24 protein-coding genes are annotated in these 25,487 nt (G+C 56.1%); 15 read left to right on the top strand and 9 right to left on the bottom strand.

The features are described 5' to 3' along the window. Positions 1 to 152: 152 nt before the first annotated feature. Positions 153 to 1,745 carry an ABC-F family ATPase gene (locus BWI76_RS09040; protein ID WP_004135166.1) on the bottom strand — a complete coding sequence of 531 codons (1,593 nt, stop codon included), beginning with the start codon at positions 1,743 to 1,745 and terminating at the stop codon, positions 153 to 155. 177 nt (positions 1,746 to 1,922) lie between these two features. Here BWI76_RS09040 and BWI76_RS09035 point away from each other — a divergent pair, with 177 nt between their 5' ends. Continuing rightward, positions 1,923 to 2,705: a tyrosine-protein phosphatase gene (locus BWI76_RS09035; RefSeq protein WP_004135167.1), complete on the top strand. Its 783-nt coding sequence runs from the start codon at positions 1,923 to 1,925 to the stop codon at positions 2,703 to 2,705. 190 nt (positions 2,706 to 2,895) lie between these two features. Continuing rightward, positions 2,896 to 3,810, top strand: a complete 915-nt coding sequence (gene ldtB / locus BWI76_RS09030; protein WP_004130773.1) for a L,D-transpeptidase — start codon at positions 2,896 to 2,898, stop codon at positions 3,808 to 3,810. Positions 3,811 to 3,853: 43 nt separating this feature from the next. On the opposite strand, the gene BWI76_RS09025 is transcribed toward ldtB, so the two are convergent. The 5 genes from BWI76_RS09025 to mntR form a co-directional block, all read right to left on the bottom strand. Beyond that, positions 3,854 to 4,570 carry a GntR family transcriptional regulator gene (locus tag BWI76_RS09025; RefSeq protein ID WP_004135171.1) on the bottom strand — a complete coding sequence of 239 codons (717 nt, stop codon included), beginning with the start codon at positions 4,568 to 4,570 and terminating at the stop codon, positions 3,854 to 3,856. Positions 4,571 to 4,640: 70 nt separating this feature from the next. Continuing rightward, on the bottom strand, positions 4,641 to 6,017 hold the full coding sequence (locus tag BWI76_RS09020) for a glycoside hydrolase family 1 protein (protein ID WP_064371849.1): 1,377 nt from the start codon (positions 6,015 to 6,017) through the stop codon (positions 4,641 to 4,643). Positions 6,018 to 6,168: 151 nt separating this feature from the next. Then, entirely contained in the window at positions 6,169 to 7,209 is a 1,041-nt protein-coding gene (locus BWI76_RS09015; protein WP_004135173.1) for an aldo/keto reductase, read from the bottom strand. Positions 7,210 to 7,318: 109 nt separating this feature from the next. After that, positions 7,319 to 8,425: an anion transporter gene (locus BWI76_RS09010; protein ID WP_004135174.1), complete on the bottom strand. Its 1,107-nt coding sequence runs from the start codon at positions 8,423 to 8,425 to the stop codon at positions 7,319 to 7,321. Next, positions 8,422 to 8,895, bottom strand: a complete 474-nt coding sequence (gene mntR, locus BWI76_RS09005; RefSeq protein WP_004130763.1) for a manganese-binding transcriptional regulator MntR — start codon at positions 8,893 to 8,895, stop codon at positions 8,422 to 8,424. Before mntR ends, BWI76_RS09010 begins: the two co-directional genes overlap by 4 nt. 182 nt (positions 8,896 to 9,077) lie before the next feature. On the opposite strand from mntR, the gene mntS reads away from it, so the two are divergent. Further along, positions 9,078 to 9,203: a manganase accumulation protein MntS gene (gene mntS, locus BWI76_RS09000; RefSeq protein ID WP_004130761.1), complete on the top strand. Its 126-nt coding sequence runs from the start codon at positions 9,078 to 9,080 to the stop codon at positions 9,201 to 9,203. Positions 9,204 to 9,471: 268 nt separating this feature from the next. Next, on the top strand, positions 9,472 to 11,049 hold the full coding sequence (locus tag BWI76_RS08995) for a phosphoethanolamine transferase (protein ID WP_004135176.1): 1,578 nt from the start codon (positions 9,472 to 9,474) through the stop codon (positions 11,047 to 11,049). 69 nt (positions 11,050 to 11,118) lie between these two features. On the opposite strand, the gene ompX is transcribed toward BWI76_RS08995, so the two are convergent. Next, positions 11,119 to 11,631, bottom strand: coding sequence for an outer membrane protein OmpX (ompX, locus tag BWI76_RS08990; RefSeq protein WP_004130755.1), 513 nt, complete (start codon positions 11,629 to 11,631; stop codon positions 11,119 to 11,121). A gap of 351 nt (positions 11,632 to 11,982) precedes the next feature. Here ompX and rhtA point away from each other — a divergent pair, with 351 nt between their 5' ends. The 6 genes from rhtA to ybiO all read left to right on the top strand — a co-directional run bounded on the left by rhtA (position 11,983) and on the right by ybiO (position 18,552). After that, the gene (gene rhtA, locus BWI76_RS08985; RefSeq protein ID WP_004130753.1) at positions 11,983 to 12,870 is read left to right on the top strand and encodes a threonine/homoserine exporter RhtA; all 888 of its coding nucleotides are present in this window, start codon (positions 11,983 to 11,985) and stop codon (positions 12,868 to 12,870) included. Positions 12,871 to 13,091: 221 nt separating this feature from the next. Then, positions 13,092 to 13,595 (top strand): DNA starvation/stationary phase protection protein Dps, encoded by a 504-nt coding sequence (dps, locus tag BWI76_RS08980; protein WP_004130751.1) that lies wholly within the window; start codon positions 13,092 to 13,094, stop codon positions 13,593 to 13,595. Positions 13,596 to 13,971: 376 nt separating this feature from the next. Beyond that, entirely contained in the window at positions 13,972 to 14,718 is a 747-nt protein-coding gene (gene glnH / locus BWI76_RS08975; RefSeq protein WP_004135178.1) for a glutamine ABC transporter substrate-binding protein GlnH, read from the top strand. A 134-nt stretch (positions 14,719 to 14,852) separates the two neighbouring features. Further along, on the top strand, positions 14,853 to 15,512 hold the full coding sequence (glnP, locus tag BWI76_RS08970; protein ID WP_004100490.1) for a glutamine ABC transporter permease GlnP: 660 nt from the start codon (positions 14,853 to 14,855) through the stop codon (positions 15,510 to 15,512). Next, positions 15,509 to 16,231 (top strand): glutamine ABC transporter ATP-binding protein GlnQ, encoded by a 723-nt coding sequence (gene glnQ, locus BWI76_RS08965; RefSeq protein WP_004135180.1) that lies wholly within the window; start codon positions 15,509 to 15,511, stop codon positions 16,229 to 16,231. Before glnP ends, glnQ begins: the two co-directional genes overlap by 4 nt. A 110-nt stretch (positions 16,232 to 16,341) precedes the next feature. Next, the gene (ybiO, locus tag BWI76_RS08960) at positions 16,342 to 18,552 is read left to right on the top strand and encodes a mechanosensitive channel protein (protein WP_004135181.1); all 2,211 of its coding nucleotides are present in this window, start codon (positions 16,342 to 16,344) and stop codon (positions 18,550 to 18,552) included. Here ybiO and rlmF read toward each other — a convergent pair. Beyond that, positions 18,547 to 19,461, bottom strand: a complete 915-nt coding sequence (gene rlmF, locus BWI76_RS08955; protein WP_004135188.1) for a 23S rRNA (adenine(1618)-N(6))-methyltransferase RlmF — start codon at positions 19,459 to 19,461, stop codon at positions 18,547 to 18,549. The two genes, ybiO and rlmF, sit on opposite strands and share 6 nt — an antisense overlap. 95 nt (positions 19,462 to 19,556) lie before the next feature. On the opposite strand from rlmF, the gene BWI76_RS08950 reads away from it, so the two are divergent. From BWI76_RS08950 to ybiJ, 5 genes are all read left to right on the top strand, one after another. Then, positions 19,557 to 20,171: a flavin reductase family protein gene (locus BWI76_RS08950; RefSeq protein ID WP_049090087.1), complete on the top strand. Its 615-nt coding sequence runs from the start codon at positions 19,557 to 19,559 to the stop codon at positions 20,169 to 20,171. A gap of 296 nt (positions 20,172 to 20,467) precedes the next feature. Next, positions 20,468 to 22,756: a catecholate siderophore receptor Fiu gene (locus BWI76_RS08945; RefSeq protein WP_049090088.1), complete on the top strand. Its 2,289-nt coding sequence runs from the start codon at positions 20,468 to 20,470 to the stop codon at positions 22,754 to 22,756. A 45-nt stretch (positions 22,757 to 22,801) separates the two neighbouring features. After that, positions 22,802 to 23,479 carry a PKHD-type hydroxylase YbiX gene (gene ybiX, locus BWI76_RS08940; RefSeq protein ID WP_004135195.1) on the top strand — a complete coding sequence of 226 codons (678 nt, stop codon included), beginning with the start codon at positions 22,802 to 22,804 and terminating at the stop codon, positions 23,477 to 23,479. 68 nt (positions 23,480 to 23,547) lie between these two features. Beyond that, entirely contained in the window at positions 23,548 to 23,814 is a 267-nt protein-coding gene (locus BWI76_RS08935; RefSeq protein ID WP_004135197.1) for a DksA/TraR family C4-type zinc finger protein, read from the top strand. Positions 23,815 to 24,099: 285 nt separating this feature from the next. After that, on the top strand, positions 24,100 to 24,360 hold the full coding sequence (gene ybiJ / locus BWI76_RS08930) for a DUF1471 family protein YbiJ (RefSeq protein ID WP_004130722.1): 261 nt from the start codon (positions 24,100 to 24,102) through the stop codon (positions 24,358 to 24,360). Between the two features lie 122 nt (positions 24,361 to 24,482). On the opposite strand, the gene ybiB is transcribed toward ybiJ, so the two are convergent. Next, positions 24,483 to 25,451, bottom strand: a complete 969-nt coding sequence (gene ybiB, locus BWI76_RS08925; protein ID WP_049090089.1) for a DNA-binding protein YbiB — start codon at positions 25,449 to 25,451, stop codon at positions 24,483 to 24,485. Positions 25,452 to 25,487: the final 36 nt, after the last annotated feature.

Genomic DNA, 25,487 nt, shown 5'->3' with positions numbered 1-25,487 from the left:
TGGCGCCTCCGGGGAATTCTGCCACTCTGCAAACTGCTCCCGGGGGCGGCGCTTGGCGCGCCTTGCCCGGGCTACGGGCTCACCGCCGTCTGCGGGCCGGTAGCCCGGATAAGGCGCAGCGGCGCCGCAATCCGGGACAAGCAACAGAAAAATTATTCGATACCTTTAGTGCGCAGATAATCTTCGTAGTTACCGGTGAAGTCGACCACGCGCTCCGGCGTAATTTCAATCACCCGGGTCGCCAGCGAGCTCACAAACTCACGGTCGTGGGAAACAAAAATCAGGGTCCCCTGATACATCTCCAGCGCCATGTTCAGCGATTCGATCGATTCCATATCCAGGTGGTTGGTCGGTTCGTCCATCACCAGAATGTTCGGTTTCTGCATCATCAGCTTACCGAACAGCATACGGCCTTTTTCGCCGCCGGAGAGCACTTTCGCCGGCTTTTTGATGTCGTCCTGGCTGAACAGCAGTCGGCCCAGGATGCTGCGCACCGCCTGCTCGTCATCGCTTTCCTGTTTCCACTGGCTCATCCACTCAAATACCGTCAGATCGTTTTCGAATTCATATTCGTGATCCTGGGCATAGTAGCCAATCTGCGCGTTCTCGGACCATTTAACGGTACCGTTATCCGGCATCAGGTCGCCGACCAGGGTTTTCAGCATTGTGGATTTACCCACGCCGTTGGCGCCCAGAATAGCGATCTTCTCCCCCACTTCCAGCAGCAGGTTGAAGTTTTTAAACAGCGGGCCGTTGTCAAAGCCTTTTGCCAGCGCTTCCACTTCCAGAGCGTTACGGAACAGCTTCTTATCCTGCTCAAAGCGAATGAACGGGTTCTGACGGCTGGACGCTTTCACTTCGTCCAGCTTAATTTTGTCAATCTGACGGGCGCGCGAGGTCGCCTGGCGAGATTTAGAGGCGTTGGCGCTAAAGCGGCTCACGAAAGATTGCAGGTCGGCAATCTGCGCTTTTTTCTTGGCGTTATCCGCCAGCAGACGTTCGCGCGCCTGGGTCGCCGCGGTCATATATTCATCGTAGTTGCCCGGGTAAACGCGCAGCTCGCCGTAATCCAGATCCGCCATGTGGGTACAAACCATGTTCAGGAAGTGACGGTCGTGCGAAATGATGATCATGGTGCTATCGCGATCGTTGAGGGTCTGCTCCAGCCAGCGGATGGTATCGATGTCCAGGTTGTTCGTCGGTTCATCAAGCAGCAGGATATCCGGGTTGGAGAACAGCGCCTGCGCCAGCAGCACGCGCAGCTTCCAGCCGGGAGCCACTTCGCTCATCGGGCCGTAATGCTGTTCAACCGGGATACCGACGCCGAGCAGCAGTTCGCCGGCGCGCGCTTCGGCGGAGTAGCCGTCCATCTCGCCGTACAGCACTTCAAGGTCAGCCACCTTGTAACCGTCTTCTTCGCTCATCTCCGCCAGGGAGTAGATGCGATCGCGCTCCTGCTTCACTTCCCACAGCTCGCCGTGGCCCATAATGACCGTATCCAGCACGCTGAACTCTTCAAACGCAAACTGATCCTGGCGCAGCTTACCGATACGCTCATTCGGGTCGAGGGAGACGTTGCCCAGCGTCGGCTCAAGATCGCCGCCGAGGATCTTCATAAAGGTGGACTTGCCGCTACCGTTGGCGCCAATCAGGCCGTAACGATTGCCGCCGCCAAATTTGACGGAAATATTTTCGAACAGCGGCTTACTGCCGAACTGCATGGTGACGTTGCTGGATACTAGCACGGGGTTATCCTGAAAATAGAGAATGAGAAGTGTGATGAACCAGACATTATGCCAGCAAATGCTTCACTTTTCACGGGGCGTTATAAAATCATCAATGACGCTTGTGTTAGGGTCGTGTCATATTGCGCGGTTACACTGCTTAATGCGTAATTTTTTACCTTAATCTGGAAGGAACCTATGACCACACTCTCCCGCCATCCGGCTTTCTTATCGCTGCAGGGCGGTATCAACTTTCGTGACCTGGGCGGCCAGCGTACCGCCGACGGCCGCCGCGTGCGGACCGGAAAACTATTCCGCTCCGGCTCGCTGCATATGATGACGGCCGATGACCTCACCCACCTGGACGCCATCCCCCTGAGCCGGGTCATTGATTATCGCGACCCGGGAGAAGTGAATCGTAGCCCCGATAAGCTGAACGAAGCGGCTCGCTACCTCAACGCTCCGGCGAATCCGCACGTTCGCGACGTCAACGCCAAAGTCACCGAGCTCAACGCCGCCACGCTAAACGCCCTTAACGGCGAGCAGTTTATGCTGGAGCTCTATCGCCAGCTGCCGTTTAATAACGCCGCTTATCGCCAGCTGGCCGGCTGGCTAATGGAGCCTTTCGACGGCGCGCTATTGCAGCACTGCGCGGTAGGGAAAGACCGTACCGGCGTGGGCTGCGCGCTGACGCTGTTCGCCCTCGGCTGCGATCGCCACACGGTGATGGAGGAGTACCTGCTCACCCAGGGCATGCTGACGCAGGTCGAGGATTTTTTGCTCGCATCCCTCCGCAATGAGCTGACCGTCCGCGGTCGGCAAAACCTGGCGGAAATGATGACGGTGCATGAATCTTACCTTGCCGCCGCGCTTTCCGGCATCGATGAACGTTACGCCAGCGTCGATGCCTGGCTGGAAAAAGAGTATCAGCTGACGCCGCAGGCGCGAGAAGCGCTCCAGGCGCGGCTTCTGGAGGGGTAATCCCCTCCCGTTTTTAGCCTGCAGGGCCAGCGTTGACGGGCTACACTCACGGTCACAGGAAAAAAATGTGATTTCGTACACATCTCATTTACCTGTTTGCCGGAAAGCACATATAATGCGCTCCCATCGACTTCCTGTTTAAACTGACAAAGGCCTGTGCGGCATTAATATCGCCCACGACATAAAGATTATGAAATTATCAACACTCTTCGCGGCAGCCTTCGCCATCGTGGGCTTTTGCAACACAGCTTCTGCTGTAACCTACCCTCTGCCTACCGACGGCAGCCGTCTGATTGGCCAGAACCAGGTGATCACCATTCCGGAAGGCAACAAGCAGCCGCTGGAATATTTCGCCGCCGAATACCAGATGGGTTTATCCAACATGCTGGAAGCCAACCCGGGCGTGGACACCTTCCTGCCGAAAGGCGGCACCGTGCTGAATATCCCGCAGCAGCTGATCCTGCCGGACACCGTGCATGAGGGTATCGTCATCAACAGCGCGGAAATGCGCCTTTACTACTATCCGAAGGGCACCAACACCGTCATCGTGCTGCCGATCGGTATCGGCCAGCTCGGCAAAGACACGCCGATCAACTGGGTAACCAAAGTTGAGCGTAAAAAAGCCGGTCCGACCTGGACGCCTACCGCCAAAATGCACGCTGAATATGCCGCTGCCGGCGAACCGCTGCCGGCCGTTGTTCCGGCCGGTCCTGATAACCCGATGGGCCTGTACGCGCTGTATATCGGCCGCCTGTACGCCATTCACGGCACCAACGCCAACTTCGGCATCGGCCTGCGCGTCAGCCACGGCTGCGTGCGTCTGCGTAACGACGATATTAAATTCCTGTTTGAAAACGTGCCGGTCGGTACCCGCGTAGAGTTTATCGATGAGCCGGTAAAAGCCACTACCGAGCCTGACGGCAGCCGCTTCATTGAAGTTCACAACCCGCTGTCCACCACTGAAGAGCAGTTCCAGGGCGGCGAAATCGTACCGATTAACCTGACCAAATCCGTACAGGCGATTACCAGCCAGACTGACGTAGACCAGAGCGTGGTCGATCAGGCGATCCAGAACCGTTCCGGTATGCCGGTGCGTCTGAACTAACAGCGCATCGCGCAGCGCGGCGGGCCCGGTGCCCGCCCTTTTTTTATCCGTTATTCACCAGAATAATTCCGCCGTGATCGTAGCGATAGTGGCAATGGGCATACTCCAGCGGCGTACCGTCCTCCAGATAGATCACCTGCTCCACCTCCAGCACCGGATCGCTCGCTTCGCAGTTGAGATATTCCCTGTCCAGCGCCTGCGGTTTCATCGCCCGCACCACCCGATACGATCCCATCATCTTGAGCCCCAGCGTCTCCTGCAGGTAGCGAAACACCGAGCCTTCGAGATGCGTTTTATTCAGGCCGGGCACCAGCGCGACCGGCATCACGGTGAGATCCAGCGACACCGGTTCCTCGTTGAGCAGCCGCAGGCGAACGAAATCATAGACCGGGGCATCGGCGTCAATCAGCAACGAAGTTTGCTCTTTTTCCGTCGGAAAGCGCAGCTCGAAGCGGATCACCCGGCTGGCCACTTCCCCTAAGTGCTCCCAGGTTTTGGTGGCGCCAAAATAGTCGCTGCCGGGCAGTTCCCACTGCGAAAGCTGGAGGAAATTTTTGCGCACGAAGGTGCCCTGCCCCTTGCGGGTGTAGATAAGGCCTTCGACAATCAGCTGACGCATCGCCTGCTGGATGGTCATCCTGCTGGTGCTGAATTCCGCCGCTAACGCAAACTGGTCGGGTAACGGCGCGCTGGCGGGATACTGTCGGCTGATGATACGTTTTTTGATTTCCCGCGCGATACTCAGATATTTGGCCGTCATTCCCCGATCCTTTTACGTTGCTGATAGCGACTGGCGGGCAGAATATACCATCTGCCCGCGCGAGGCGCCGTTACATCTCTTCGCCATTGCTGCGAATGGCCCGCTTGAGCCAGGCATAGCTTTTCTTCGGAACGCGCTTAAGGTCCTTCAGATCGTGGTTTTCACGGTTCACATAGACAACGCCGTAGCGTTTGCGCATATCGCCCTGCGAACTGAGAATATCGATCAGTCCCCAGCCCAGATAGCCAATCACCTGCGCGCCGTCCTCAAATATCGCCTCTTTCATGGCGTTGATATGATCGCGATGATAGGCGATACGGTAATCGTCAGCGATCGGGTTCTCGCCGTCCCAGGACTCAATCACCCCGATGCCGTTTTCAATCGGGAAGACCGGCAGACGCCAGTCGTTGTAGTAGCGGGTAATGATGGTGCGAAAGCCCAGCGGATCAATCTGCCAGCCCCACTCGGTAGCGTTCAGATAGTCATTCTTTTTATCGCCGAACTGCATGTAGTGGTTCACCGGCGTGCCCGGCGGGATCGGATCGCTATCCAGCGCCTTGCTGGCGTAGTAGCTAAAGGCCAGATAGTCGATTTTGACCTGCGCCATCAGCGCCAGATCCTCTGCGCGGTAGATATCCGCAAAGCCTTCGCGGGCGACAACGTGCATGACCTCCGGACTGTAGCCCTCCCCGGCGAAGGCGCGCAGCAGGTTCTGGTTTAAAAACTCGTCGAGCTGCTGGGCGCAAAGGATATCGCGCGGTTTACAGGTCGCCGGATAGACCAGCGCGTGGGCCAGCATGCCGCCCATCAGGCACAGTGGCTTCGCCTGGTGCAGATACTGCGTCAGGTGCACGTGGGCCATCATCACGAGGTGCTGGATCTGATACAGCTCGCGCAGGGTCTTCTCGCCGCGCATGTAGCCTGAAATCAGAAACGCGTCCGGCATATGGTAGAGATTCTGTTCATTAAAGGTCAGCCACCACTTCACCTTGTCGCCAAAGCAGTCGATCATCTTCTGCCCGTAACGAATAAAGGCTTCCATCACCCGGCGGTCGGTAAACCCGTTGTAGCGTTCAGCCAGCGACAGCGGCATATCGAAGTGATACAGGCAGATCATCGGCTCAATGCCGCGGGCAATCAGGTCATCGATAAACTGGTGATAAAAGGCGATACCTTCTTCATTGAACTCACCGTCGCCTTCCGGGCAAACGCGGCTCCACGCAATCTGGAAGCGGTAGCAGTTCATGCCCAAATCCTGCATCAGGTCGAAGTCTTCCCGGTAGCGGTGGTACGAATCGGTCGCCACCTTCCAGTCGGAAGCCAATTCCGCGGACTGGCGGATATCGTAAACCGACATCCCTTTACCGCCCTCATTCCACGCCCCCTCGGTTTGCATGCTGGAAACCGAGTTACCCCATAAAAAATCTGCCGCTAGTGTTCTGTTCATCGCTCGCACCCATGACTAGTCATATAAATTTCATGACTAGTCATATAAACGAAATCTTATTTTCGGGCAAACCCAGGGATCGTTTTTTGTGAGCGCAGCGGATAAAAAAGCCGGATCGCGAAACAGACGATCCGGCGTGCAAGAGAGGAAGTTACTGCTGTGCTAGCTGGTCGCGACGGTATTCGCCCTGGCGCTCCAGCATCCAGCCCGGATACTCTCGCGGCAGCGCGCTGACCGCATCAAGCCGCGCCAGCTCGTCGCCGCTGAGGACAATGCTGGTTGCCGCGAGGTTCTCGGCGAGCTGCTCCGCGCGCTTCGCGCCAATGATCACACTGCTTACCGCCGGCTGATGCAGCAGCCAGGCCAGCGCGATTTGCGCCACCGAAACGCCCTTCGCATCGGCAATCTCGCGCATTACATCAATGCAGTCAAAAGCCCGCGCTTTGTTCACCGGTGGGAAATCGAACTCCTGACGACGGCCGCCGCTCGCCGACTGTCCGTCGCGATCGTACTTACCGCTGAGCAGCCCTCCCGCCAGCGGACTCCAGACCATCAGGCCCAGGCCTTCGCTCTGCATCATTGGCGCCAGCTCGCGCTCCAGATCGCGCCCGGCAATGGTGTAGTAAGCCTGCAACGAGGCAAAGCGCGCCAGCCCCAGTCGTTCGGAAATGCCCAGCGCTTTGACTATCTGCCATGCCGCCCAGTTCGACACGCCGATGTAGCGGACGTGGCCGTGCTGCACCAGATTATCCAGCGCATACAGCGTCTCCTCGATGGGGGTCGCCGGATCGAAGCCATGGAGTTGATAGAGATCGATATGATCGAGCTGCAGGCGACGCAGGCTCTCCTTCACGCTGCCGATGATGTGATAGCGCGAACTGCCGCGCGAGTTCACGCCTGCGGTACCGGTTTCGCCAAACACTTTAGTCGCCACCACGACGTTTTCACGCGGCACCTTCAGATTCTTCAACGCCTGGCCGGTAATCTCTTCCGAGCGCCCTTCCGAATAGACGTTAGCGGTGTCGATAAAGTTGATGCCCGCATCGAGCGCGCTGCCCACTAGCTGCTCTGCCTCCGCCTGGCGCAGCTGCCCCACTTTCCCCCACAGGCCGCCTTCGCCGCCGAAGGTCATGGTGCCCAGGCATAGCTCAGAGACAAAAAGGCCGGTATGGCCCAGTTTTTGATAACGCATAGGACTCTCCTTAATCAGGGTGATTCACCATCGTGAAGAGAGTTATACCCCGGAAAAGGAGAGCGCGAATGTGGCGTTTCTGTCCGTTTCTTGCCCAATTCTCTGAAAATCAGAGCTGCAGCAATCCATACCCCACCAGCGCCGCCCACAGCAGCATGGGCAGGGAATAGACGTGGAAACGCCACCAGATACGACGATCGCCGGCCATGCGCAGCGCAATCAGATTGGCCAGCGAGCCCGGCAGCAGGCCGAACCCGCCGACGTTAACCGCCCAGGCCAGCAGCGTTGAGGGCGGAACGTAATTAAGCAGCAAAATGGTCGCCGGGACGTTGCTGATAAACTGCGACAGGCCAATCGAGGTCAGCCACAATCCTCCCGCCGAGAGCTGGCCAACGCCGTTGAGCGCATGCTGTAGAACAGGCAGTTGGATCAGCAGGTGAACGTCAATAAACATCGCCATAAACACCAGCAGCAGCGTCCAGTCGACATTGATAATCACCGCCCGCGCCAGCAGCAGAAAACCCAGCGCGATCAGCGCCAGTCCCCACAGCTCCTGCTTCAGCTCTAAGGCGGTCAAAAAGACCAGATAGAACGCCAGGCAGCTCCAGACCAGCTTTGGCCGCCACGATGGCGCCTTATCGCTGCTCTGATAGTTGAGATGTTTCGCGGGAAAGCAGAACCAGCACAGCGCCAGCAGGGTGATCATCATCGCCGCCGCCAGCGGCAGCATCTGGCCGATAAAGGCCGGAAAGGAGAGACCTGAGCGCCCCCAGAGAAGAATGTTTTGCGGGTTTCCGATAGGCGTTAACAACGACCCGGCGTTCACCGCCAGCGCTTCAAAAATGATTAACCGGCTTGTCGGGATGGCGCACCATTTTTTCAGGGTCAGCGTGAGCGGTACGACAATAAACAGCGCCACGTCGTTGGTTAAGAAGGTGGAAAGCAGCGCGGCCGCCAGCACCATAAAAATGGCCAGCTGGCGTTCGGTCACAAAGCGGCGCGCCATTTTGCGGCCAATGACGTCAAAATAGCCGCTCAGTTCGATACCTTTGGTCAGTAGCATCAGCCCGCTAAGGGTGATAATCGTATGCCAGTCAATGGCGTGAAGCCAGGCGGCGGGGGCAAACGGAACAAAGAAGCTTAAAACAACGCCGATAATCAGCAGCAGATGTAAAAAGCGGTCGCGGATCAGCGACTGAACAAAGACGAGGTTCATTCTCCCAGCGACCCCTGCTTGAGGGTAAACTGTTTAAACATCGCCAGCGTCTCTTCGCTGACGTGGTGCTCCATCCCTTCGGCGTCGCGACGCGCAATCTCCGGGCTAACGCCGATCACCAGTAAAAAGTTTTCGACGATCTGGTGGCGTTCCCGGCTTTCATGCGCCAGCTTCTCGCCTTCCGGAGTCAAAAAGATCCCCCGCCAGGGGATCTGTTCGATCAGCCCGACGCTCGCCAGTCTTTTTAACATTTTCGCAACCGTTGGCTGCGACACCCCAAGACGCGCGGCCATGTCCACCTGACGGGCTTCTCCCACTTCCATAATTAGATCGGAGATCAGCTCCACGTAGTCATCAATCAGCTCCCGACGATGCGCCTCGCGCACCTGACGAAACCCCTCAACGTGCTCCTCGACATTCACTAGCTGCGTCACTTTTTTTGTTATTGGCTTACCTGCGCGACGGTTCATTGTGCTTCCTCATTCCTGTGACGCATCAAGCATCATATAAAAGGATCCCCATTGTAATGGATCGCGCACGGAGAACAAAAAATTAACGTTTTAGCCATAGCTATAAAATATAGCCTGTGCTATATCTGTACGTAATACACACATCCTTCAGGGAGCGAAGGACGAAGTTACAGGAGGTCGTTATGAATGAATTCAAGAGGTGCTTAAACGTGTTTACCCATTCTCCTTTTAAAGTTCGGTTAATGCTTGTCGGTATGCTGTGCGATCTGATCAACGGCAAACCCCCACAGGATAAACCCAACAACTAGCGCGGCGTCGCGGTACGCCGCTTCATTTTTCTGTCATATTTCCCTGCCATACTGGCCGATTACTCAGCGCTTCAGCAACTTTTTTCAAGTTTTGTAAGCTTTCTCCCAAAACAATCCGTTATGGATAGTTGACCTTAACATTTGCAAGCCCTATCTTTTGTCAGCCCTGCCACTACTGCGGCTCGCAGAGACCCTCTTCACGCACTGTCCAGCAGGTTTTACCCCTTGATGCCAGGGGACGCACATGGCTCTTTTTTGATTGTTTACTATGAATGTCACGCTGAAAGAAACGCTGGTCGCCCGCGGACTGGTACTGAACCCATGGACAGGATTCTATTTTTTACAATCGCTGTTTATTAACCTGGCGCTGGGCTACGACTTTAGCCTGCTCTATACCGTTGCTTTTACCTGCGTGCTGCATCTTCTGTGGCGCAGCTTTCCGCGCGCGCAAAAAGTGGTGGTCGGCGTTTATTCGCTGCTGGCGGCCATGTACTACCCTTTTGGCCAGGCCTACGGCGCGCCTAACTTCAATACGCTGCTGGCGCTGCATGCCACCAACCTCGAAGAGTCCACTGAGATCCTGACCATTTTCCCGTGGTACAACTATCTGCTGGCCGTGTTTATCTTTGCGCTCGGCGTCATTGCCGTACGCCGCAAGCCGGAAACGTCGGCGCGCTGGGGGAAAATGGATACGCTGGGGCTGCTGTTCTGCACCGCGATTTTCTTTCTCCAGCCGGTGCAAAACCTCGCCTGGGGCGGCGTCTTTAAGGTTATCGATACCGGCTATCCCGCCGTCCGCTTCGTTAAAGATGTGGTGGTGAATAATAATGAAGTGCTGGATGAGCAGGCGCGAATGGCGCAGCTCGCCAATATGAAAGACAGCTGGCACGTACTGGCGGTAAAGCCGAAGTATCATCTGTATGTGGTGGTGATTGGCGAGAGCGCCCGTCGCGATGCGCTCGGCGCCTTTGGCGGCCACTGGGACAACACCCCGTTCGCCAGTTCGGTAAAAGGCTATCTGTTCAATGACTACGTTGCCGCCAGCGGCTCAACGCAGAAGTCGCTCGGTTTAACCCTCAACCGGGTGGTCGACGATAAGCCGCAGTTTCAGGATAACTTTGTGACCCTCGCCAACCGCGCCGGTTTTCAGACCTGGTGGTTCTCGAATCAGGGGCAAATTGGCGAATACGATACGGCGATTGCCAGCATCGCCAAACGCGCGGATGAGGTTCAGTTCCTCAAGAATGGTGATTTCGAGGCCAATAAAAATACCCAGGATGAGCAGCTCTTAACGCTGACCGCGCAGGTGCTGGCCACCCGCCGTACCCAGCCGCAGCTGATCGTCCTGCATTTAATGGGCTCACATCCGCAGGCCTGCGATCGCACCAAAGGGAAATACACGGTTTTTGTTCAGTCGAAAGAGACCTCCTGCTATCTCTACACCATGACGCAAACCGACACGCTGCTGAGCAATCTTTATACTCAGCTACAAAACTCTGGCGAAACCTTCTCGATGACCTATTTTTCCGATCACGGTCTGGCATTTAAAGAGCGCGGGAAAGAGGTGCAGTATCTGGCGCACGACGATAAGTATCAGCAGAATTTCCAGGTACCGTTTATGGTGATCTCCAGCGATGATAAAGCGCATAAGGTCATTAAAGCGCGGCGCTCCGCCAACGACTTCCTGAGCTTCTTTTCCCAGTGGACCGGGATCAGCGCTCAGGAGATTGCCCCGCGCTATCGTTTCATCTCTGAACAAAAGGCTGGCCCAACCTACATCACCAACTTCCAGCTGAAGAAAGTGGACTATACCCATCTGGGTACCGACGCGTTCACTATCAATTAACTCAGACGCGTAAACAGCAGGCAAAAAAAATCCGCCCCTCGAGGCGGATTTTTTATATCACCGAAGTGATTAGAAGCGGTAACCTACGCCAGCAATCCAGGTGCCAACGTCAACGTTACGAATGCGAGACTGCTCGTAGGAGAAGTCCAGGGCAACGTTTTCGATCGGGTTGAACTGCAGACCAGCGCCGTAAGAGAAACCGTAGTCGCTCATATCAGATTTGTTCGGGTAGCTGTTGTCCTGGAATTTACCGTAACCAACACCCACTACGCCGTAGATGCTAGCCCAGTCGTTCAGACGGTAAGCCGGACCTGCGGTGATGCCGTAGTACTGGCCTTTTTTGTAAACGCCAGATTCAGAACGATCTTTTTCGGTGTAGGTGAAAGAACCGATAACACCCAGCGGGTTGTTGTCTTGCTCGTAGCGGTACTTCAGGTTGAAACCGCCAGCTTTGTTCGCTTCACCCTGCATGTCGCTCTGCGCGTAGCCACCGGTAACGGTAGAAGTCGCAGCGAAAGCAGTGGTACCTACGGATGCAGCCAGAACAACGGCCAGTGCTGAAAAACGTGCAATTTTATTCATAACCACCTCAAATGTGTTTCTAATAAGTCCTAAGCCTTAAATATAACAAAAACTTTTGGGAAACTCTTTTCACTTTACATTGTCTAACGTACTTTTTCATGTAACTAAAGGTTTCTACGTTTCTATAACAAACTGGAAAACAAACCTTTTTTACAAATATACTCCTATTAAGGCTCATAAAGCGCCAGACGTGTATCCAGATTATTCCTAATCTGGTGGTGAAATTATCTTCAGACCCGCCCTATTGTACTGCTTTTAAGACCCTTTTTTTCAACATTAGCTCAACCGGCGCGGGGTAATTCAATTACACTGGAACCTTTACCGCATTTGACAAAATTGACAGGAGAAAGGATGCCCGGCTCGTCTCGTAAGGTACCGGCATGGTTGCCGATACTGGTTATTTTAATCGCCATGATTTCCATTCAGAGCGGCGCCTCGTTGGCCAAATCACTCTTCCCGCTGGTCGGCGCCCCAGGCGTTACCGCCCTGCGCCTGGCGCTCGGTACCTTAATCCTGGTGGTCATCTTCAAACCCTGGCGCCTGCGCTTTGCCCCGGAGCAGCGTCTGCCGCTGCTGCTGTATGGCCTGTCGCTTGGCGCGATGAACTACCTGTTCTATTTATCGATTCAACGCATTCCGCTCGGCGTCGCCGTCGCGCTGGAGTTTACCGGGCCGCTGGCGGTAGCGCTATTTGGATCCCGCCGCCCCCTCGACTTCGTCTGGGTGGCGCTGGCGGTGCTCGGGCTATGGTTCCTGCTGCCGCTGGGGCAAAGCGTGGCGCAGATCGATCCCGTTGGCGCGCTGCTGGCGCTCGGCGCGGGCGCCTGCTGGGCGGTTTACATTCTGACCGGCCAGCGCGCCGGGGAAGAGCACGGCCCGGCAACGGTTGCCATGGGGTCGCTGATCGCTGCGGTGGTCTTTGTGCCGATGGGGATGATTCAGGCCAGCGATACGCTATTTCAGTGGGGGCTGCTGCTGCCGGGGCTCGGGATCGCCATTTTATCTACCGCGCTGCCCTACTCTCTGGAGATGGTGGCCCTGACCCGTATGCCGAGCAAGACGTTCGGCACCCTGATGAGCATGGAGCCAGCTCTCGCCGCGCTTTCCGGGATGGTGTTTCTTGGCGAAACGCTAACCGCGACCCAAACGCTGGCGCTGGGGGCGATTATCCTGGCGTCAATGGGCTCTACGCTGACAATGCGTCGGGAAACCAAAATCCAGAAGGTCGACATCAGCTAACTAAAAAAGGGCTGATTGGCGGAAAAACCAATCAACCCCCTTTGATTTATAAAGCATTTCACCCGACTAACAGCCCTGCACTATCAGACCGATAGAGACTACCGCCGCTGCAAAGCTCAGATCCGTTGCTATACTTAATTCCGCAAGTTATTGGGATGAGACGCTCCGAATAATTCGAATTTGAAGTATGACGAGTACATATATCAAGAGGATATGACACTATGAGTACCGCAAAACTGGTTAAAACTAAAGCAACGAATCTGCTCTATACCCGTAACGACGTCGCTGATAGCGCTAAGAAGGCGACCGTTGAGCTGCTGAATCGCCAGGTGATCCAGTTCATTGACCTGTCTTTGATTACCAAACAGGCTCACTGGAATATGCGCGGTGCAAACTTTATTGCCGTTCATGAGATGCTGGACGGCTTCCGCACTGCGCTCGTCGACCACCTTGATACGATGGCAGAACGTGCCGTACAGCTTGGTGGCGTAGCGCTGGGTACCACTCAGGTCATCAACAGCAAAAGCCCGCTGAAAAGCTACCCGCTGGATATCCATAGCGTCCAGGACCATCTGAAAGAGCTGGCCGACCGCTATGCCATCGTCGCCAACGATGTGCGTAAAGCCATCGATGAAGCCAAAGATGAAGACACCGCTGATATCTTCACCGCCGCTTCCCGCGACCTGGATAAATTCCTGTGGTTCATCGAAGCCAATATCGAGTAACGCTAACTGCCGTCAGCCACGCTGGCGGCTTTTTTTATTTACTTCCTTCCCCCCCGCCACGCACCACCTCAGTGCATGAGAATGTTCAAAATACGTGCAAAAGTAAATCAATTGTAATAATCACCTCACACAATCGTTACGCCGAGATTGTTTTAACATCAGGGTTTGCGCTAAAAATGCTCGTGTTATGCGATGCTCTTATGATGCACCAAAATAACGCCCCATAATGGTGCATTTAACGTTGTCCGTTATCAACATTGTGCAACAGGATTCATCCTGATTGTTATAAAACAACAGGTTGTAAAACTGGCATGATATTTTCATAAGGCAACTTGTTCTCGCAGGGGATCGTCCCGTGGATAAAAAAGGAAATGCTATGAAGTCTGTATTTAAAGTTTCACTGGCTGCACTGACCCTGGCTTTTGCGGTTTCTTCTCACGCCGCTGATAAAAAACTGGTTGTCGCGACCGATACGGCGTTTGTTCCGTTCGAATTTAAGCAGGGCGATAAGTATGTTGGTTTCGACGTTGACCTGTGGGCAGCGATTGCAAAAGAGCTGAAGCTCGATTACACCCTGAAGCCAATGGACTTCAGCGGCATTATTCCGGCGCTGCAAACCAAAAACATCGACCTTGCGCTGGCGGGGATCACCATCACCGACGAGCGTAAAAAAGCCATCGACTTCTCAGACGGCTACTACAAAAGCGGCCTGCTGGTCATGGTCAACGCCAATAACAACGATATTAAGGATGTCAAAGATCTGAACGGTAAAGTGGTTGCCGTGAAAGGCGGCACCGGTTCCGTTGATTACGCAAAAGCGAATATCAAAACCAAAGATCTGCGCCAGTTCCCGAACATCGATAACGCCTATATGGAACTGGGCACCGGTCGTGCCGATGCGGTTCTGCACGATACGCCAAACATCCTTTACTTCATCAAAACGGCGGGCAACGGCAAGTTCAAAGCGGTAGGCGACTCGCTGGAAGCGCAAAACTACGGTATCGCCTTCCCGAAAGGCAGCGACGAGCTGCGCGAAAAAGTGAACGGCGCGCTGAAAACGCTGCGTGAGAACGGCACCTACAACGAAATTTATAAAAAATGGTTCGGTACTGAACCCAAATAATAATTAGCGATGCTCTCTTCCAGGCCTGCGGTGGTCTGGTAGACCTGGAGCGCTCCGGGCTACCCCCTCAGCAGGCCTGAATAGTTTTCTCAGAGGGTTTTCCTCTGTTTTCGAGACGGTAACAGGAACACATTATGCAGTTTGACTGGAGTGCCATCTGGCCCGCCATTCCTATTTTGCTGGAAGGCGCCAAAATGACGCTGTGGATTTCGGTCCTCGGCCTGGTCGGCGGTCTGATAATCGGTCTGGTGGCCGGTTTCGCCCGCTGTTTCGGCGGCTGGATTGCCAACCACATCGCGCTGGTCTTTATCGAAATCATCCGCGGCACCCCGATTGTGGTGCAGGTGATGTTCATCTACTTCGCTCTACCCATGGCGTTTAGCGATTTACGTATCGACCCGTTCTCCGCGGCGGTGGTCACCATTATGATCAACTCCGGCGCCTATATTGCGGAAATCACCCGCGGCGCGGTGCTGTCGATCCATAAAGGCTTTCGCGAAGCCGGCCTCGCGCTGGGCCTCTCTCGTCGGGAAACCATTCGCTACGTGATCCTGCCGCTGGCGCTGCGCCGTATGCTGCCACCGCTGGGCAACCAGTGGATTATCAGCATCAAAGATACTTCGCTGTTTATCGTCATCGGCGTGGCCGAACTGACCCGCCAGGGCCAGGAAATTATTGCCGGTAACTTCCGCGCGCTGGAAATCTGGAGCGCCGTTGCGGTTATCTATCTGATCATCACCCTGGTGCTGAGCTTTGTTCTGCGTCGTCTTGAAAGAAGGATGAAAATCCTGTGATTGAATTTAAAAACGTTTCCAAGCACTTTGGCCCAACCAAGGTGCTGCATGATATCGATCTGAAGATCAACCAGGGCGAAGTCGTGGTGATTATCGGGCCGTCCGGTTCCGGTAAATCGACCCTGCTGCGCTGTATTAATAAACTTGAAGAGATTACCAGCGGCGATCTGATCGTCGACGGCCTGAAGGTTAATGACCCGAAGGTTGACGAGCGCCTGATTCGCCAGGAAGCCGGGATGGTGTTCCAGCAGTTTTATCTGTTCCCACACCTGACGGCGCTGGAAAACGTGATGTTTGGCCCGCTGCGCGTGCGCGGCGCCAATAAAGCGGCGGCGGAAAAACTGGCGAAAGACCTGCTGGAGAAAGTCGGCCTCGCGGAACGCGCGCACCACTATCCTTCTGAGCTTTCAGGCGGGCAGCAGCAGCGCGTGGCCATTGCCCGGGCGCTGGCGGTGAAACCGAAAATGATGCTGTTTGATGAGCCCACTTCCGCGCTTGACCCCGAACTGCGTCATGAAGTGCTGAAGGTGATGCAGGATCTGGCCGAAGAAGGCATGACCATGGTTATCGTTACCCATGAAATCGGCTTCGCCGAGAAAGTGGCTTCGCGCCTGATCTTTATCGATAAAGGGCGCATTGCGGAAGATGGCGATCCGCAGGTACTGGTGAATAACCCGCCCAGCCCGCGCCTGCGCGAGTTTTTGCAGCACGTAGCCTGATGCCCCCCGGCTCTCCCTTCGCGGGAGAGCCGCTTTCCAGAATCATCCCAACCCCACTCTCCGAATCGCGTCTTCTATACTTATTGGTTTGAGATGCAATGGAGGTGCCTGTGCCGCGGATTTTGTTACTGCTTGCCCTATTCTTCACCGCTCCGCTCTGGGCCGCGACGCTGCCCGGCGTTCCGGCAGCCACAACGGATCAGTCCAGCAGTAGCGAACCCGATGTGGCGCAGAAGAAAGCGGCCTACGGCGCGCTGGCCGACGTGCTTGAAAACGCCGATGCTCGTCAGGAGCTTATCGATCAGCTGCGGAAAGCCGCCGCCACGCCGCCGCCGGACAGTACGCCGACGCTGACGCCGCCGGAAATAAAAGATGAGACCACGGTGCTGGAGAACGTCACCCACATCAGCCGCGAATACGGCGAACAGCTCTCTTCGCGCTTCTCCCAGCTGTGGCGCAACATCACCGGTTCTCCGCACAAAGCGTTTAATTCACAAACCTTCACCAGCGCCGCCTGGCATTTCCTGCTGCTGGCAGGTCTGGTGTTTGCGTTCTGGTGGCTGGTACGCCTGGCGGCCCTGCCGCTGTATCGCAAGATGGGTCACTGGGGACGGCATAAAAACCGCGACCGCAGCAACTGGCTTCAGCTACCTGCAACGATCGCCGGCGCGTTTATTTTCGACCTGCTTCTGCTGGCGCTCACCCTCTTCGTGGGCCAGCTTTTAAGCGACCGCCTGAACGGTAATAATCCCACCATCGCCTTCCAGCAAAGCCTGTTTCTCAACGCCTTCGCGCTGATTGAATTTTTCAAGGCCATTCTGCGGCTTATTTTCTGCCCCCGCATCCCGGAGCTACGCCCGTTCAACCTCAGCGATGACGCGGCGAAATACTGGAACCTGCGCCTGAGCGCGCTGAGCAGCCTGATTGGCTACGGGCTCATCGTCGCGGTGCCGATTATCTCCAACCAGGTCAACGTCCAGTTTGGCGCGTTGGCCAACGTGGTGATTATGCTGTGCATTACGCTCTGGGCGCTGTATCTGATATTTCACAATAAGAAATTGATTACCCAAGGACTCATCCATCTCGCCGACCGCTCGCTGGCCTTCTTTAGCCTGTTTATCCGCGCCTTTGCGCTGATCTGGCACTGGCTGGCCTGCGCTTACTTTATCGTGCTGTTTTTCTTCTCGCTGTTCGACCCCGGCAACAGCCTGAAATTTATGATGGGCGCGACGCTGCGCAGCCTGGCCATCATCGGTGCCGCCGCGCTGGTCTCCGGTATTCTGTCGCGCTGGATTGCGAAAACCATCACCCTGTCGCCGGAAACCCAGCGCAACTATCCTGAACTGCAAAAACGGCTTAACGGCTGGATCTCCGCCTCGCTGAAAGCGGCGCGGATATTAACGGTTTGCGTGGCGATTATGCTGCTGCTCAGCGCGTGGGGCCTGTTCGATTTTTGGCAGTGGATGCATAACGGCAGCGGGCAAAAAGCGGTGGATGTGCTGATCCGCATCGCGCTGATCCTGTTCTTCTCGGCGATTGGCTGGACGCTGCTCGCCAGCCTGATTGAAAACCGTCTGGCATCGGATATTCACGGCCGCCCGCTGCCCAGCGCCCGCGCCCGAACGCTGCTGACGCTGTTTCGCAACGCGCTGGCGGTGGTCATTAGCACCATTACTATCATGATCCTGCTTTCGGAAGTGGGTGTGAATATCGCCCCGCTGCTGGCCGGCGCCGGCGCGCTGGGCCTCGCGATTTCGTTCGGCGCGCAAACCCTGGTTAAAGATATTATTACCGGGATTTTCATCCAGTTTGAGAACGGCATGAATACCGGCGATCTGGTGACCATCGGGCCGTTAACCGGGACGGTAGAACGTATGTCGATTCGTTCCGTCGGCGTACGCCAGGATACCGGCGCCTATCATATTATTCCGTGGTCTTCGATAACCACCTTCGCCAACTTCGTGCGCGGGATCGGCTCGGTGGTGGCCAACTATGATGTTGACCGGCAAGAAGATCTGGATAAGGCCAACCAGGCGCTGAAAGACGCGGTCGCGGAAGTGATGGCGCAGGAAGAGATTCGCGGGCTGATCATTGGCGAGCCCTCCTTCGCCGGGCTGGTGGGCTTAAGCAACACCGCCTTCACCCTGCGCGTCACCTTTACTACTCTGCCGCTGAAGCAGTGGACGGTCCGCTTCGCCCTTGATACTCAGGTAAAACGACACTTTGACCTCGCGGGCGTGCGGGCGCCGGTACAAACTTACCAGGTTCTGCCGATGCCAGCGCCGGCGGGACCGCCGGCTCCCGCCGAGCCGACGTTATAAAGCGCGGCGACGTTTGGCTTCGTCCATAAAGGTCCATGCGATAAAGCGGCTTTGCTTATTCCCCTGGGCCATCTCTTTTTTCACCACTTTCACCGCGCCGACGTCGGTCAGCGCGCGGTAGAGCGGCGGCAGGTTGTCGCCGCGAGACACCAGCGAGGTAAACCACTTCACCTGACGGCCAAACTGCTGGCTCTCCTGAATCATCTGCGTAATAAACGCGACCTCGCCCCCTTCGCACCACAGCTCCTGCTGCTGGCCGCCAAAGTTCAGCACGCTCTCTTCGCCCAGCCCCAGGTTGCGACGCTTACGCTCACCGCCCGCCTGCGCGCTGGCGGCGGAATCATGGAACGGCGGGTTGCACAGGGTTGCGTCGTAGGTCTCATTTTTATGAATAATGCCGGTCAGAATCGCTTTGGCGTCTTTTTGACGACGCAGGCGGATCTGGCGAGTAAGGCCGGGATTGCCGTTGACGATAGCCTGGGCGCTGGCGAAGGCGTCGGCGTTCACTTCGCTGCCGGTGAAACGCCAGCCGTACTCATGCACGCCGATCAGCGGATAGATGCAGTTTGCGCCAACGCCAATATCGAGAATGCTGGCGTTGGCCGGGATGATCCCGCTATCCAGCGCCAGCAGATCGGCGAGATGATGGAGGTAGTCCGCCCTGCCCGGCACCGGCGGGCAGAGAAAGCCGTCGGGTATATCCCAGTGTTTCACCGCGTAGAAGTGCGCCAGCAGCGCTTTATTCAGCGCCTTCACCGCCAGCGGGTTAGCGAAGTCGATGGTCTGCTCACCCACCGGGTTAAGGGTGATAAAGCCCTGTAGCTCAGGGTGGGCCTGGCACAGCGCGGGCAGGTCGTAGCGTTGTTGGTGACGGTTACGCGGGTGTAACCCCGGTTTCTGGGCTTTCATGGCAATCTCCTTTGAACAGCCGCGTAAGATACCCGTTGACGGCGGCGCGGTAAATAAGTGAGTCTGGATATCTCTTTTTTTGTCACGGGTATCGTATGTACTTCTACCAACCTTCGCACGGACACGGGCTGCCTCACGACCCGCTGAACGCTATTATCGGGCCGCGGCCCATCGGCTGGATAGCTTCCGTTGATAACAGCGGCCAGCGTAACCTCGCCCCCTACAGTTTTTTCAACTGCTTTAACTATCGGCCACCCATTATTGGTTTTGCCAGCAGCGGTTGGAAAGATAGCGTGCAGAATATCGCTGAGACGAAAGAGTTCGTCTGGAACCTGGCCACCCGCCCTCTGGCGGTCGCGATGAACGAAACCTCGGCCACCCTTCCCCATAACGAAGATGAATTCATCCGCGCCGGGCTGACTGCCGCTCCCAGCCGCATCGTCAGCGCGCCGCGGGTCGCCGAAAGCCCGGTAAACTTCGAGTGTCGCCTCTCACAATGCATCCAGTTAACCACCGCCGAAGGGCAAGCGGTTGACACCTGGCTGGTGCTGGGCGAAGTGGTCGCGGTGCATATCGATGAATCGCTGCTGGATGAGGGAATTTACCAGACCGCCAAGGCCCAACCAATCCTGCGCGCCGGAGGGCCAAGCGCCTATTACGGCATTGATGAAAGCCTGCGTTTTGATCTTATTCGTCCGGACGCCCGCTAAGCGTACTTCCCGGCCGGCAATATCTCCGTTGCCCAGGCCGGGCTGCTGATTTCCGTATCCCCGCCTTAAGCTCCCCCTCCCCGTGCGCTTTATGTAGAAAAATTGCGGTCAATGTAAATAAATGTATTTATTTTTTTATAAATGAGTGATAAAAATTCGTTCGTTTTTGATAATGATTATCACAATCATTATCAAACTCATTACTTTGTATAGAAATCACCTGCAGTGGTCGGGGCGAAGCAACGCTTCGTCTGCGGTCGTTATGGCCTAATTAAAACGATAAGTCACTTATTGAAATGGAAAAAAATAACAATTTGCCGTTCAGCAGTTTTAACTCGCTCACGCTCTTCACTGGCTTATGCCTGAGTCTTTCTCCGTCCGGCCAGCTACTTGCAGCGGATAGCACTGAAAATACTAGCGGCGAAACGCTGGTGGTCGAAGCGCAGACGCCATCGCTTTACGCGCCGACCCGCTCCGCCGATCCAAAATTTTCACGGCCGATCGCCGACACCACGCGAACGGTTACCGTGGTTTCTGAGCAGGTGATGAAGGATCAGGGGGTCACTAACCTTACCGACGCGCTGAAAAACGTCCCCGGCGTCGGCGCTTTCTTTGCTGGCGAAAACGGCAACTCGACCACCGGCGACGCCATTTACATGCGCGGTGCGGACACCTCCAACAGCATTTACGTCGACGGTATCCGCGATATTGGCAGCGTCAGCCGCGATACGTTTAATACCGAACAGGTCGAAGTCATCAAGGGGCCGTCAGGCTCCGACTATGGGCGCAGTGCGCCGACCGGCTCGATCAATATGATCAGCAAACAGCCGCGCCTCGATTCCGGTATCGACGCCTCCGCCAGCGCTGGCAGCGCCTGGTTCCGACGCGGCACGCTGGATATTAACCAGGCCATTGGCGAAACCAGCGCGGTGCGTCTGAATCTGATGGGCGAGAAAACCCACGACGCGGGCCGGGACAAGGTGAAAAACGAGCGTTACGGCGTCGCACCATCGGCGGCATTTGGTCTCGGCACCGAGAACCGTCTGTACCTTAACTATCTGCACGTGACCCAGCACAACACCCCCGACGGCGGCATTCCTACCATCGGGCTGCCGGGCTATTCCGCTCCCAACGCCGCCACCTCAGCGCTGAATCACTCCGGCAAGGTCGCCACCAGCAACTTCTACGGCACCGATTCCGACTACGATGATTCCACGACTGATACCGTGACGATGCGTTTCGAGCACGACCTGAGCGACACGACGACGATCCGCAACACTACCCGCTGGTCTCGCGTGAAGCAGGATTATCTGATGACCGCGGTGATGGGCGGAGCGTCAAACATTACCCAGCCAAACCCTGACGATGTGGGCACCTGGACCTGGTCGCGCCTGGCGAATACCAAAGACATCAGCAACAAGATCCTGACCAACCAGACTAACCTGACGTCGACGTTCTACACCGGCGCTATCGGTCATGACGTCAGCACCGGCGTGGAATTCACCCGTGAAACCCAGACCAACTACGGGGTCTATCCGCTCACGCCTCCGGCGGTGAATATTTACCATCCGAACAGCGACATCTCCATCGGCGGCCTGAACCGCAGCGGCGCCAACGCTAACGGGCAGACGGATACCTTCGGCGTCTATGCTTTCGATACCCTGCAAATTTCCCAGGACTTCGAACTTAACGGCGGGATCCGTCTGGACAATTACCAGACCAAATATGATAGCGCCAGCCTTTGCGGCGGTACCGGACGCGGCGCCATTGCCTGCCCGACGGGGGTCGCGAAAAATACCCCGCTCACCACCGTCGATACCTCAACCAGCGGTAACCTGGTGAACTGGAAGGCCGGCGCGCTGTACCACCTGACCGATAACGGCAATCTCTACGTCAACTACGCCGTTTCCCAGCAGCCGCCGGGAGGCAGCAACTTTACCCTCGCGCAAAGCGGCACCGGCAACAGCGCCAACCGAACCGACTTTAAACCGCAGAAGGCCAAAACCAGCGAGCTCGGCACCAAGTGGGAGCTGATGGATAAACGCCTGCTGCTGACCGCCGCCCTCTTCCGCACCGATATTGAAAACGAAGTCGAGCAGAACGACGACGGCAGCTATTCGCAGTATGGTAAGAAACGCGTTGAAGGCTATGAGATTTCACTGGCCGGTAACATCACTCCTGACTGGCAGGTTATCGGCGGCTATACCCAACAGCATGCCAGCGTTCGTGAAGGCGCGAACACCGCCCAGGATGGCACCAGCGCGCTGCCGTATACGCCAGAGCACGCGTTTACCCTCTGGAGCCAGTACCAGGCCACCGATGCGATCGCCGTCGGCGCCGGCGCGCGATACGTCGGCAGCATGCATCGCGGCAGCGACGGCGCGGTCGGCACGCCTTCTTATACCGAAGGCTACTGGGTGGCCGATGCTAAAGTCGGTTACCGCATTAACCGCAATCTCGACCTGCAGCTGAACGTCTACAACCTGTTTGATACCGACTACGTCGCCTCGATTAACAAGAGCGGCTACCGTTATCACCCGGGCGAGCCGCGGACCTTCCTGCTTACCGCCAATATCCATTTCTGATCCACGGCGGGGCGGCAACGCCCCGTTTTCTCAGGAGATAAAACGATGATGTACCATATTCCCGCCGTTCTCACCCCTCAGGAAGTGGACGATTTTACCGCTCAGCTTCAGCAGGCGGAATGGGTTGACGGGCGCGTGACGACCGGCGACCAGGGCGCTCAGGTCAAACATAACCAGCAGGTGGACACCCGCAGCAACCTCTACGCCGAGCTTCAGGGCAACGTGCTGGCGGCGCTGAACCGCAGTTCGCTTTTTTTTGCCGCCGCGCTGCCGAAGGCGATTTCCAGCCCGCTGTTCAACCGCTACCAGCAGAGCGAAACTTACGGTTTCCACGTCGACGGCGCGGTGCGCAGCCAGGCGCAGGGCGGCTGGATGCGCACCGATCTTTCCGCCACCCTGTTTTTAAGCGCTCCGGAAAGTTACGCAGGCGGTGAGCTGGTCGTCAACGACACCTACGGGCAGCACGCGGTTAAGCTCCCGGCCGGGGACCTGGTGCTCTACCCTTCGAGCAGCCTGCACTGCGTCACCCCGGTGACCTCAGGCGTCCGCGTCGCCTCGTTCTTATGGATTCAGTCAATGATCCGTGACGATAAACGCCGCAGTATGCTGTTTGAACTGGATGGCAATATTCAGAAATTAAAAAGCCGCCACGGCGAAAGCGACGAAGTGCTGTCTCTGCTTAATCTGTACCATAACCTGCTGCGCGAATGGTCAGAGATCTGAGCCTTGTCTGGTCATTTTTTACCCCCATATTCTCTATACTAAAGAGAGAAGAGATAGAGAGGTGAACTATGGCATCAGGTTGGGCAAATGATGACGCGGTGCAGGAACAGATCGACAGCACCATCAACGACGCGATAGCCCGGGCGCGAAATGAGCTGTCATCGGGCGAAAGCAACAAATTTTGTGAAGAATGCGGAGAGCCGATTCCTGAGGCGCGCCGACGGGCGGTGGCGGGAGTCAAATACTGCGTTAAATGCCAACAGGAGAAAGATTTACATAACAATACATTTTCGGGATATAATCGCAGAGTTTCCAAAGATAGCCAGCTTCGCTGACCGATATTTACCGTTCATTACCGCATATCGCATTAACTTTTCGCGCACGATTTTTGGCAAACGGAGTGGCAAAATGTGCCCTTCCAGCCCGCTGAACGCCGTCCCAACCGGTTTCGCCGCCATCGGCTAAAATAATTTATTAATATTCAATAAATTAATAATCATTCAAAAAATTAGATTGAGATTGTTAATTTCCTTCGATTTTATCTCCCGCCAAAAACCGTGATACTTATCACATCGACGGAACATCGTCCCCTATACAGAACAACCTGCGAGAGATTAATTATGAAAAACATCAAATACGCTGCTGCTGCTATCGCCCTGTCCGCTCTGTCTTTCGGCGCGTTCGCCGCTCAGCCGGTCACATCGGCTCAGGCAGAGAGCATGAACAAAATCGGTGTGGTTTCTGCTGAAGGCGCGACGACGCTGGATGGACTGGAGGCCAAACTGGCTGAAAAAGCAGAGGCCGCTGGCGCGACCGGCTATAGCATTACCTCCGCTAACAGCAACAACAAACTGAGCGGTACCGCGGTTATCTACAAATAATCGCCAGCATTTCCTGTAGCAACACTCTGTAATGCCACTGTTTTAACCCTGTAAGATCCTTTAATACCCTTGCCTTGCCCGTCCATGCCACTGGACGGGCTTTTTTTTGCCTGCCGATACGCTTACCAGCTCTCAGCCACCTTCGCCAGCCCCTGCTCCAGAGAGGCGACGACGCCGGTCGCCACCAGACAGCAGGCCAGCTGAATTTTCAGCGATTGCGGCAACGGCTCGCTCCCTACAGAACAGTGCTCAATCCAGCGCGCGGTCACTTCGGGATCTTTTGACGCCGGCAGGACGAGCGCCTGCTCCGCTGCGCCATCCTGACGCTCGTTAACCACCCGCGTACCGGCCGCGTCAATCAGGCTGATCTGCGGACAGCGCTGCGGATTGGCGTAAACTTCGCCTTCGGTACCGTGCATCAGCAGCGCCCGGCCGCCGATCTCGGCAAAGAATTTCGCCACCCGGCCAACGTATTCAGGATGCGAAACGCTCGACAGGCGCAGCGCCGCATCTTCAGCAAACGGCGTCGCCAGCTTGGCCAGCGTGTGGGCGCTGTTACGCACCCCCATGCGCCAGCGCATCGCCAGCTGTTTTTCCAGCGGCGGACACAATGCGCCGACCGGCACGTAAACCGGCTGATGGCTGTCTAACCGCGCCTGGGCCTGGCCCGCCTGAAGCGTCGCCGGGATCCCCATCAGTTCAAAAATCGTTTCCGTCAGCACGCGGGTGGGATCGTGGCTCACGCCGTGAACAATCACCGGGAAGCCAAGCTTATGCAGAAGCACGGCGAGCAGAGGCGTCAGGTTAGCCTGCTTGCGCGCGCCGTTGTAGCTGGGGATCACTATCGGCATCGGTTTAGCGATCGGCGGCGTCAGCTTCATCGTATGATTCTGCATCGCTTCATAGAAGCCCTTCATCTCCGCTTCACCTTCGCCCTTGATGCGCAGGGCAATGAGAATGCCGCCGAGTTCGAGCTCAGGCACCTCGCCGTTAAGCATCCGCGAGTAGAGCGCGCGCGCCGTCTCCACGTCCAGGTCGCGGGCGTGATTTTTGCCGCGCCCGACTTCTTTAATGATTTTGCTGTAGTCCATTGCAGGCTCCTCTGAGCTTCTCACATCATCGACACT

The sequence above is a fragment of the Klebsiella sp. M5al genome, from assembly GCF_002090195.1.
Lineage (GTDB): Bacteria > Pseudomonadota > Gammaproteobacteria > Enterobacterales > Enterobacteriaceae > Klebsiella > Klebsiella grimontii.
This window is presented reverse-complemented; position numbering and strand designations above follow the sequence as displayed.

Excerpts from the sequence above, each read along its gene's own strand:
- ybiB (WP_049090089.1), bottom strand. The coding sequence starts at position 25,451 with ATGGACTACAGCAAAATCATTAAAGAAGTCGGGCGCGGCAAAAATCAC.
- BWI76_RS08950 (WP_049090087.1), top strand. The coding sequence starts at position 19,557 with ATGTACTTCTACCAACCTTCGCACGGACACGGGCTGCCTCACGACCCG.
- BWI76_RS09010 (WP_004135174.1), bottom strand. The coding sequence starts at position 8,425 with ATGAACCTCGTCTTTGTTCAGTCGCTGATCCGCGACCGCTTTTTACAT.
- BWI76_RS09020 (WP_064371849.1), bottom strand. The coding sequence starts at position 6,017 with ATGAACAGAACACTAGCGGCAGATTTTTTATGGGGTAACTCGGTTTCC.
- BWI76_RS08995 (WP_004135176.1), top strand. The coding sequence starts at position 9,472 with ATGAATGTCACGCTGAAAGAAACGCTGGTCGCCCGCGGACTGGTACTG.
- BWI76_RS09035 (WP_004135167.1), top strand. The coding sequence starts at position 1,923 with ATGACCACACTCTCCCGCCATCCGGCTTTCTTATCGCTGCAGGGCGGT.
- ompX (WP_004130755.1), bottom strand. The coding sequence starts at position 11,631 with ATGAATAAAATTGCACGTTTTTCAGCACTGGCCGTTGTTCTGGCTGCA.
- rlmF (WP_004135188.1), bottom strand. The coding sequence starts at position 19,461 with ATGAAAGCCCAGAAACCGGGGTTACACCCGCGTAACCGTCACCAACAA.
- glnH (WP_004135178.1), top strand. The coding sequence starts at position 13,972 with ATGAAGTCTGTATTTAAAGTTTCACTGGCTGCACTGACCCTGGCTTTT.
- rhtA (WP_004130753.1), top strand. The coding sequence starts at position 11,983 with ATGCCCGGCTCGTCTCGTAAGGTACCGGCATGGTTGCCGATACTGGTT.
- mntS (WP_004130761.1), top strand. The coding sequence starts at position 9,078 with ATGAATGAATTCAAGAGGTGCTTAAACGTGTTTACCCATTCTCCTTTT.
- BWI76_RS09015 (WP_004135173.1), bottom strand. The coding sequence starts at position 7,209 with ATGCGTTATCAAAAACTGGGCCATACCGGCCTTTTTGTCTCTGAGCTA.
- ybiJ (WP_004130722.1), top strand. The coding sequence starts at position 24,100 with ATGAAAAACATCAAATACGCTGCTGCTGCTATCGCCCTGTCCGCTCTG.
- BWI76_RS08945 (WP_049090088.1), top strand. The coding sequence starts at position 20,468 with ATGGAAAAAAATAACAATTTGCCGTTCAGCAGTTTTAACTCGCTCACG.
- BWI76_RS09025 (WP_004135171.1), bottom strand. The coding sequence starts at position 4,570 with ATGACGGCCAAATATCTGAGTATCGCGCGGGAAATCAAAAAACGTATC.
- dps (WP_004130751.1), top strand. The coding sequence starts at position 13,092 with ATGAGTACCGCAAAACTGGTTAAAACTAAAGCAACGAATCTGCTCTAT.
- mntR (WP_004130763.1), bottom strand. The coding sequence starts at position 8,895 with ATGAACCGTCGCGCAGGTAAGCCAATAACAAAAAAAGTGACGCAGCTA.
- BWI76_RS08935 (WP_004135197.1), top strand. The coding sequence starts at position 23,548 with ATGGCATCAGGTTGGGCAAATGATGACGCGGTGCAGGAACAGATCGAC.
- ybiX (WP_004135195.1), top strand. The coding sequence starts at position 22,802 with ATGATGTACCATATTCCCGCCGTTCTCACCCCTCAGGAAGTGGACGAT.
- glnP (WP_004100490.1), top strand. The coding sequence starts at position 14,853 with ATGCAGTTTGACTGGAGTGCCATCTGGCCCGCCATTCCTATTTTGCTG.
- ldtB (WP_004130773.1), top strand. The coding sequence starts at position 2,896 with ATGAAATTATCAACACTCTTCGCGGCAGCCTTCGCCATCGTGGGCTTT.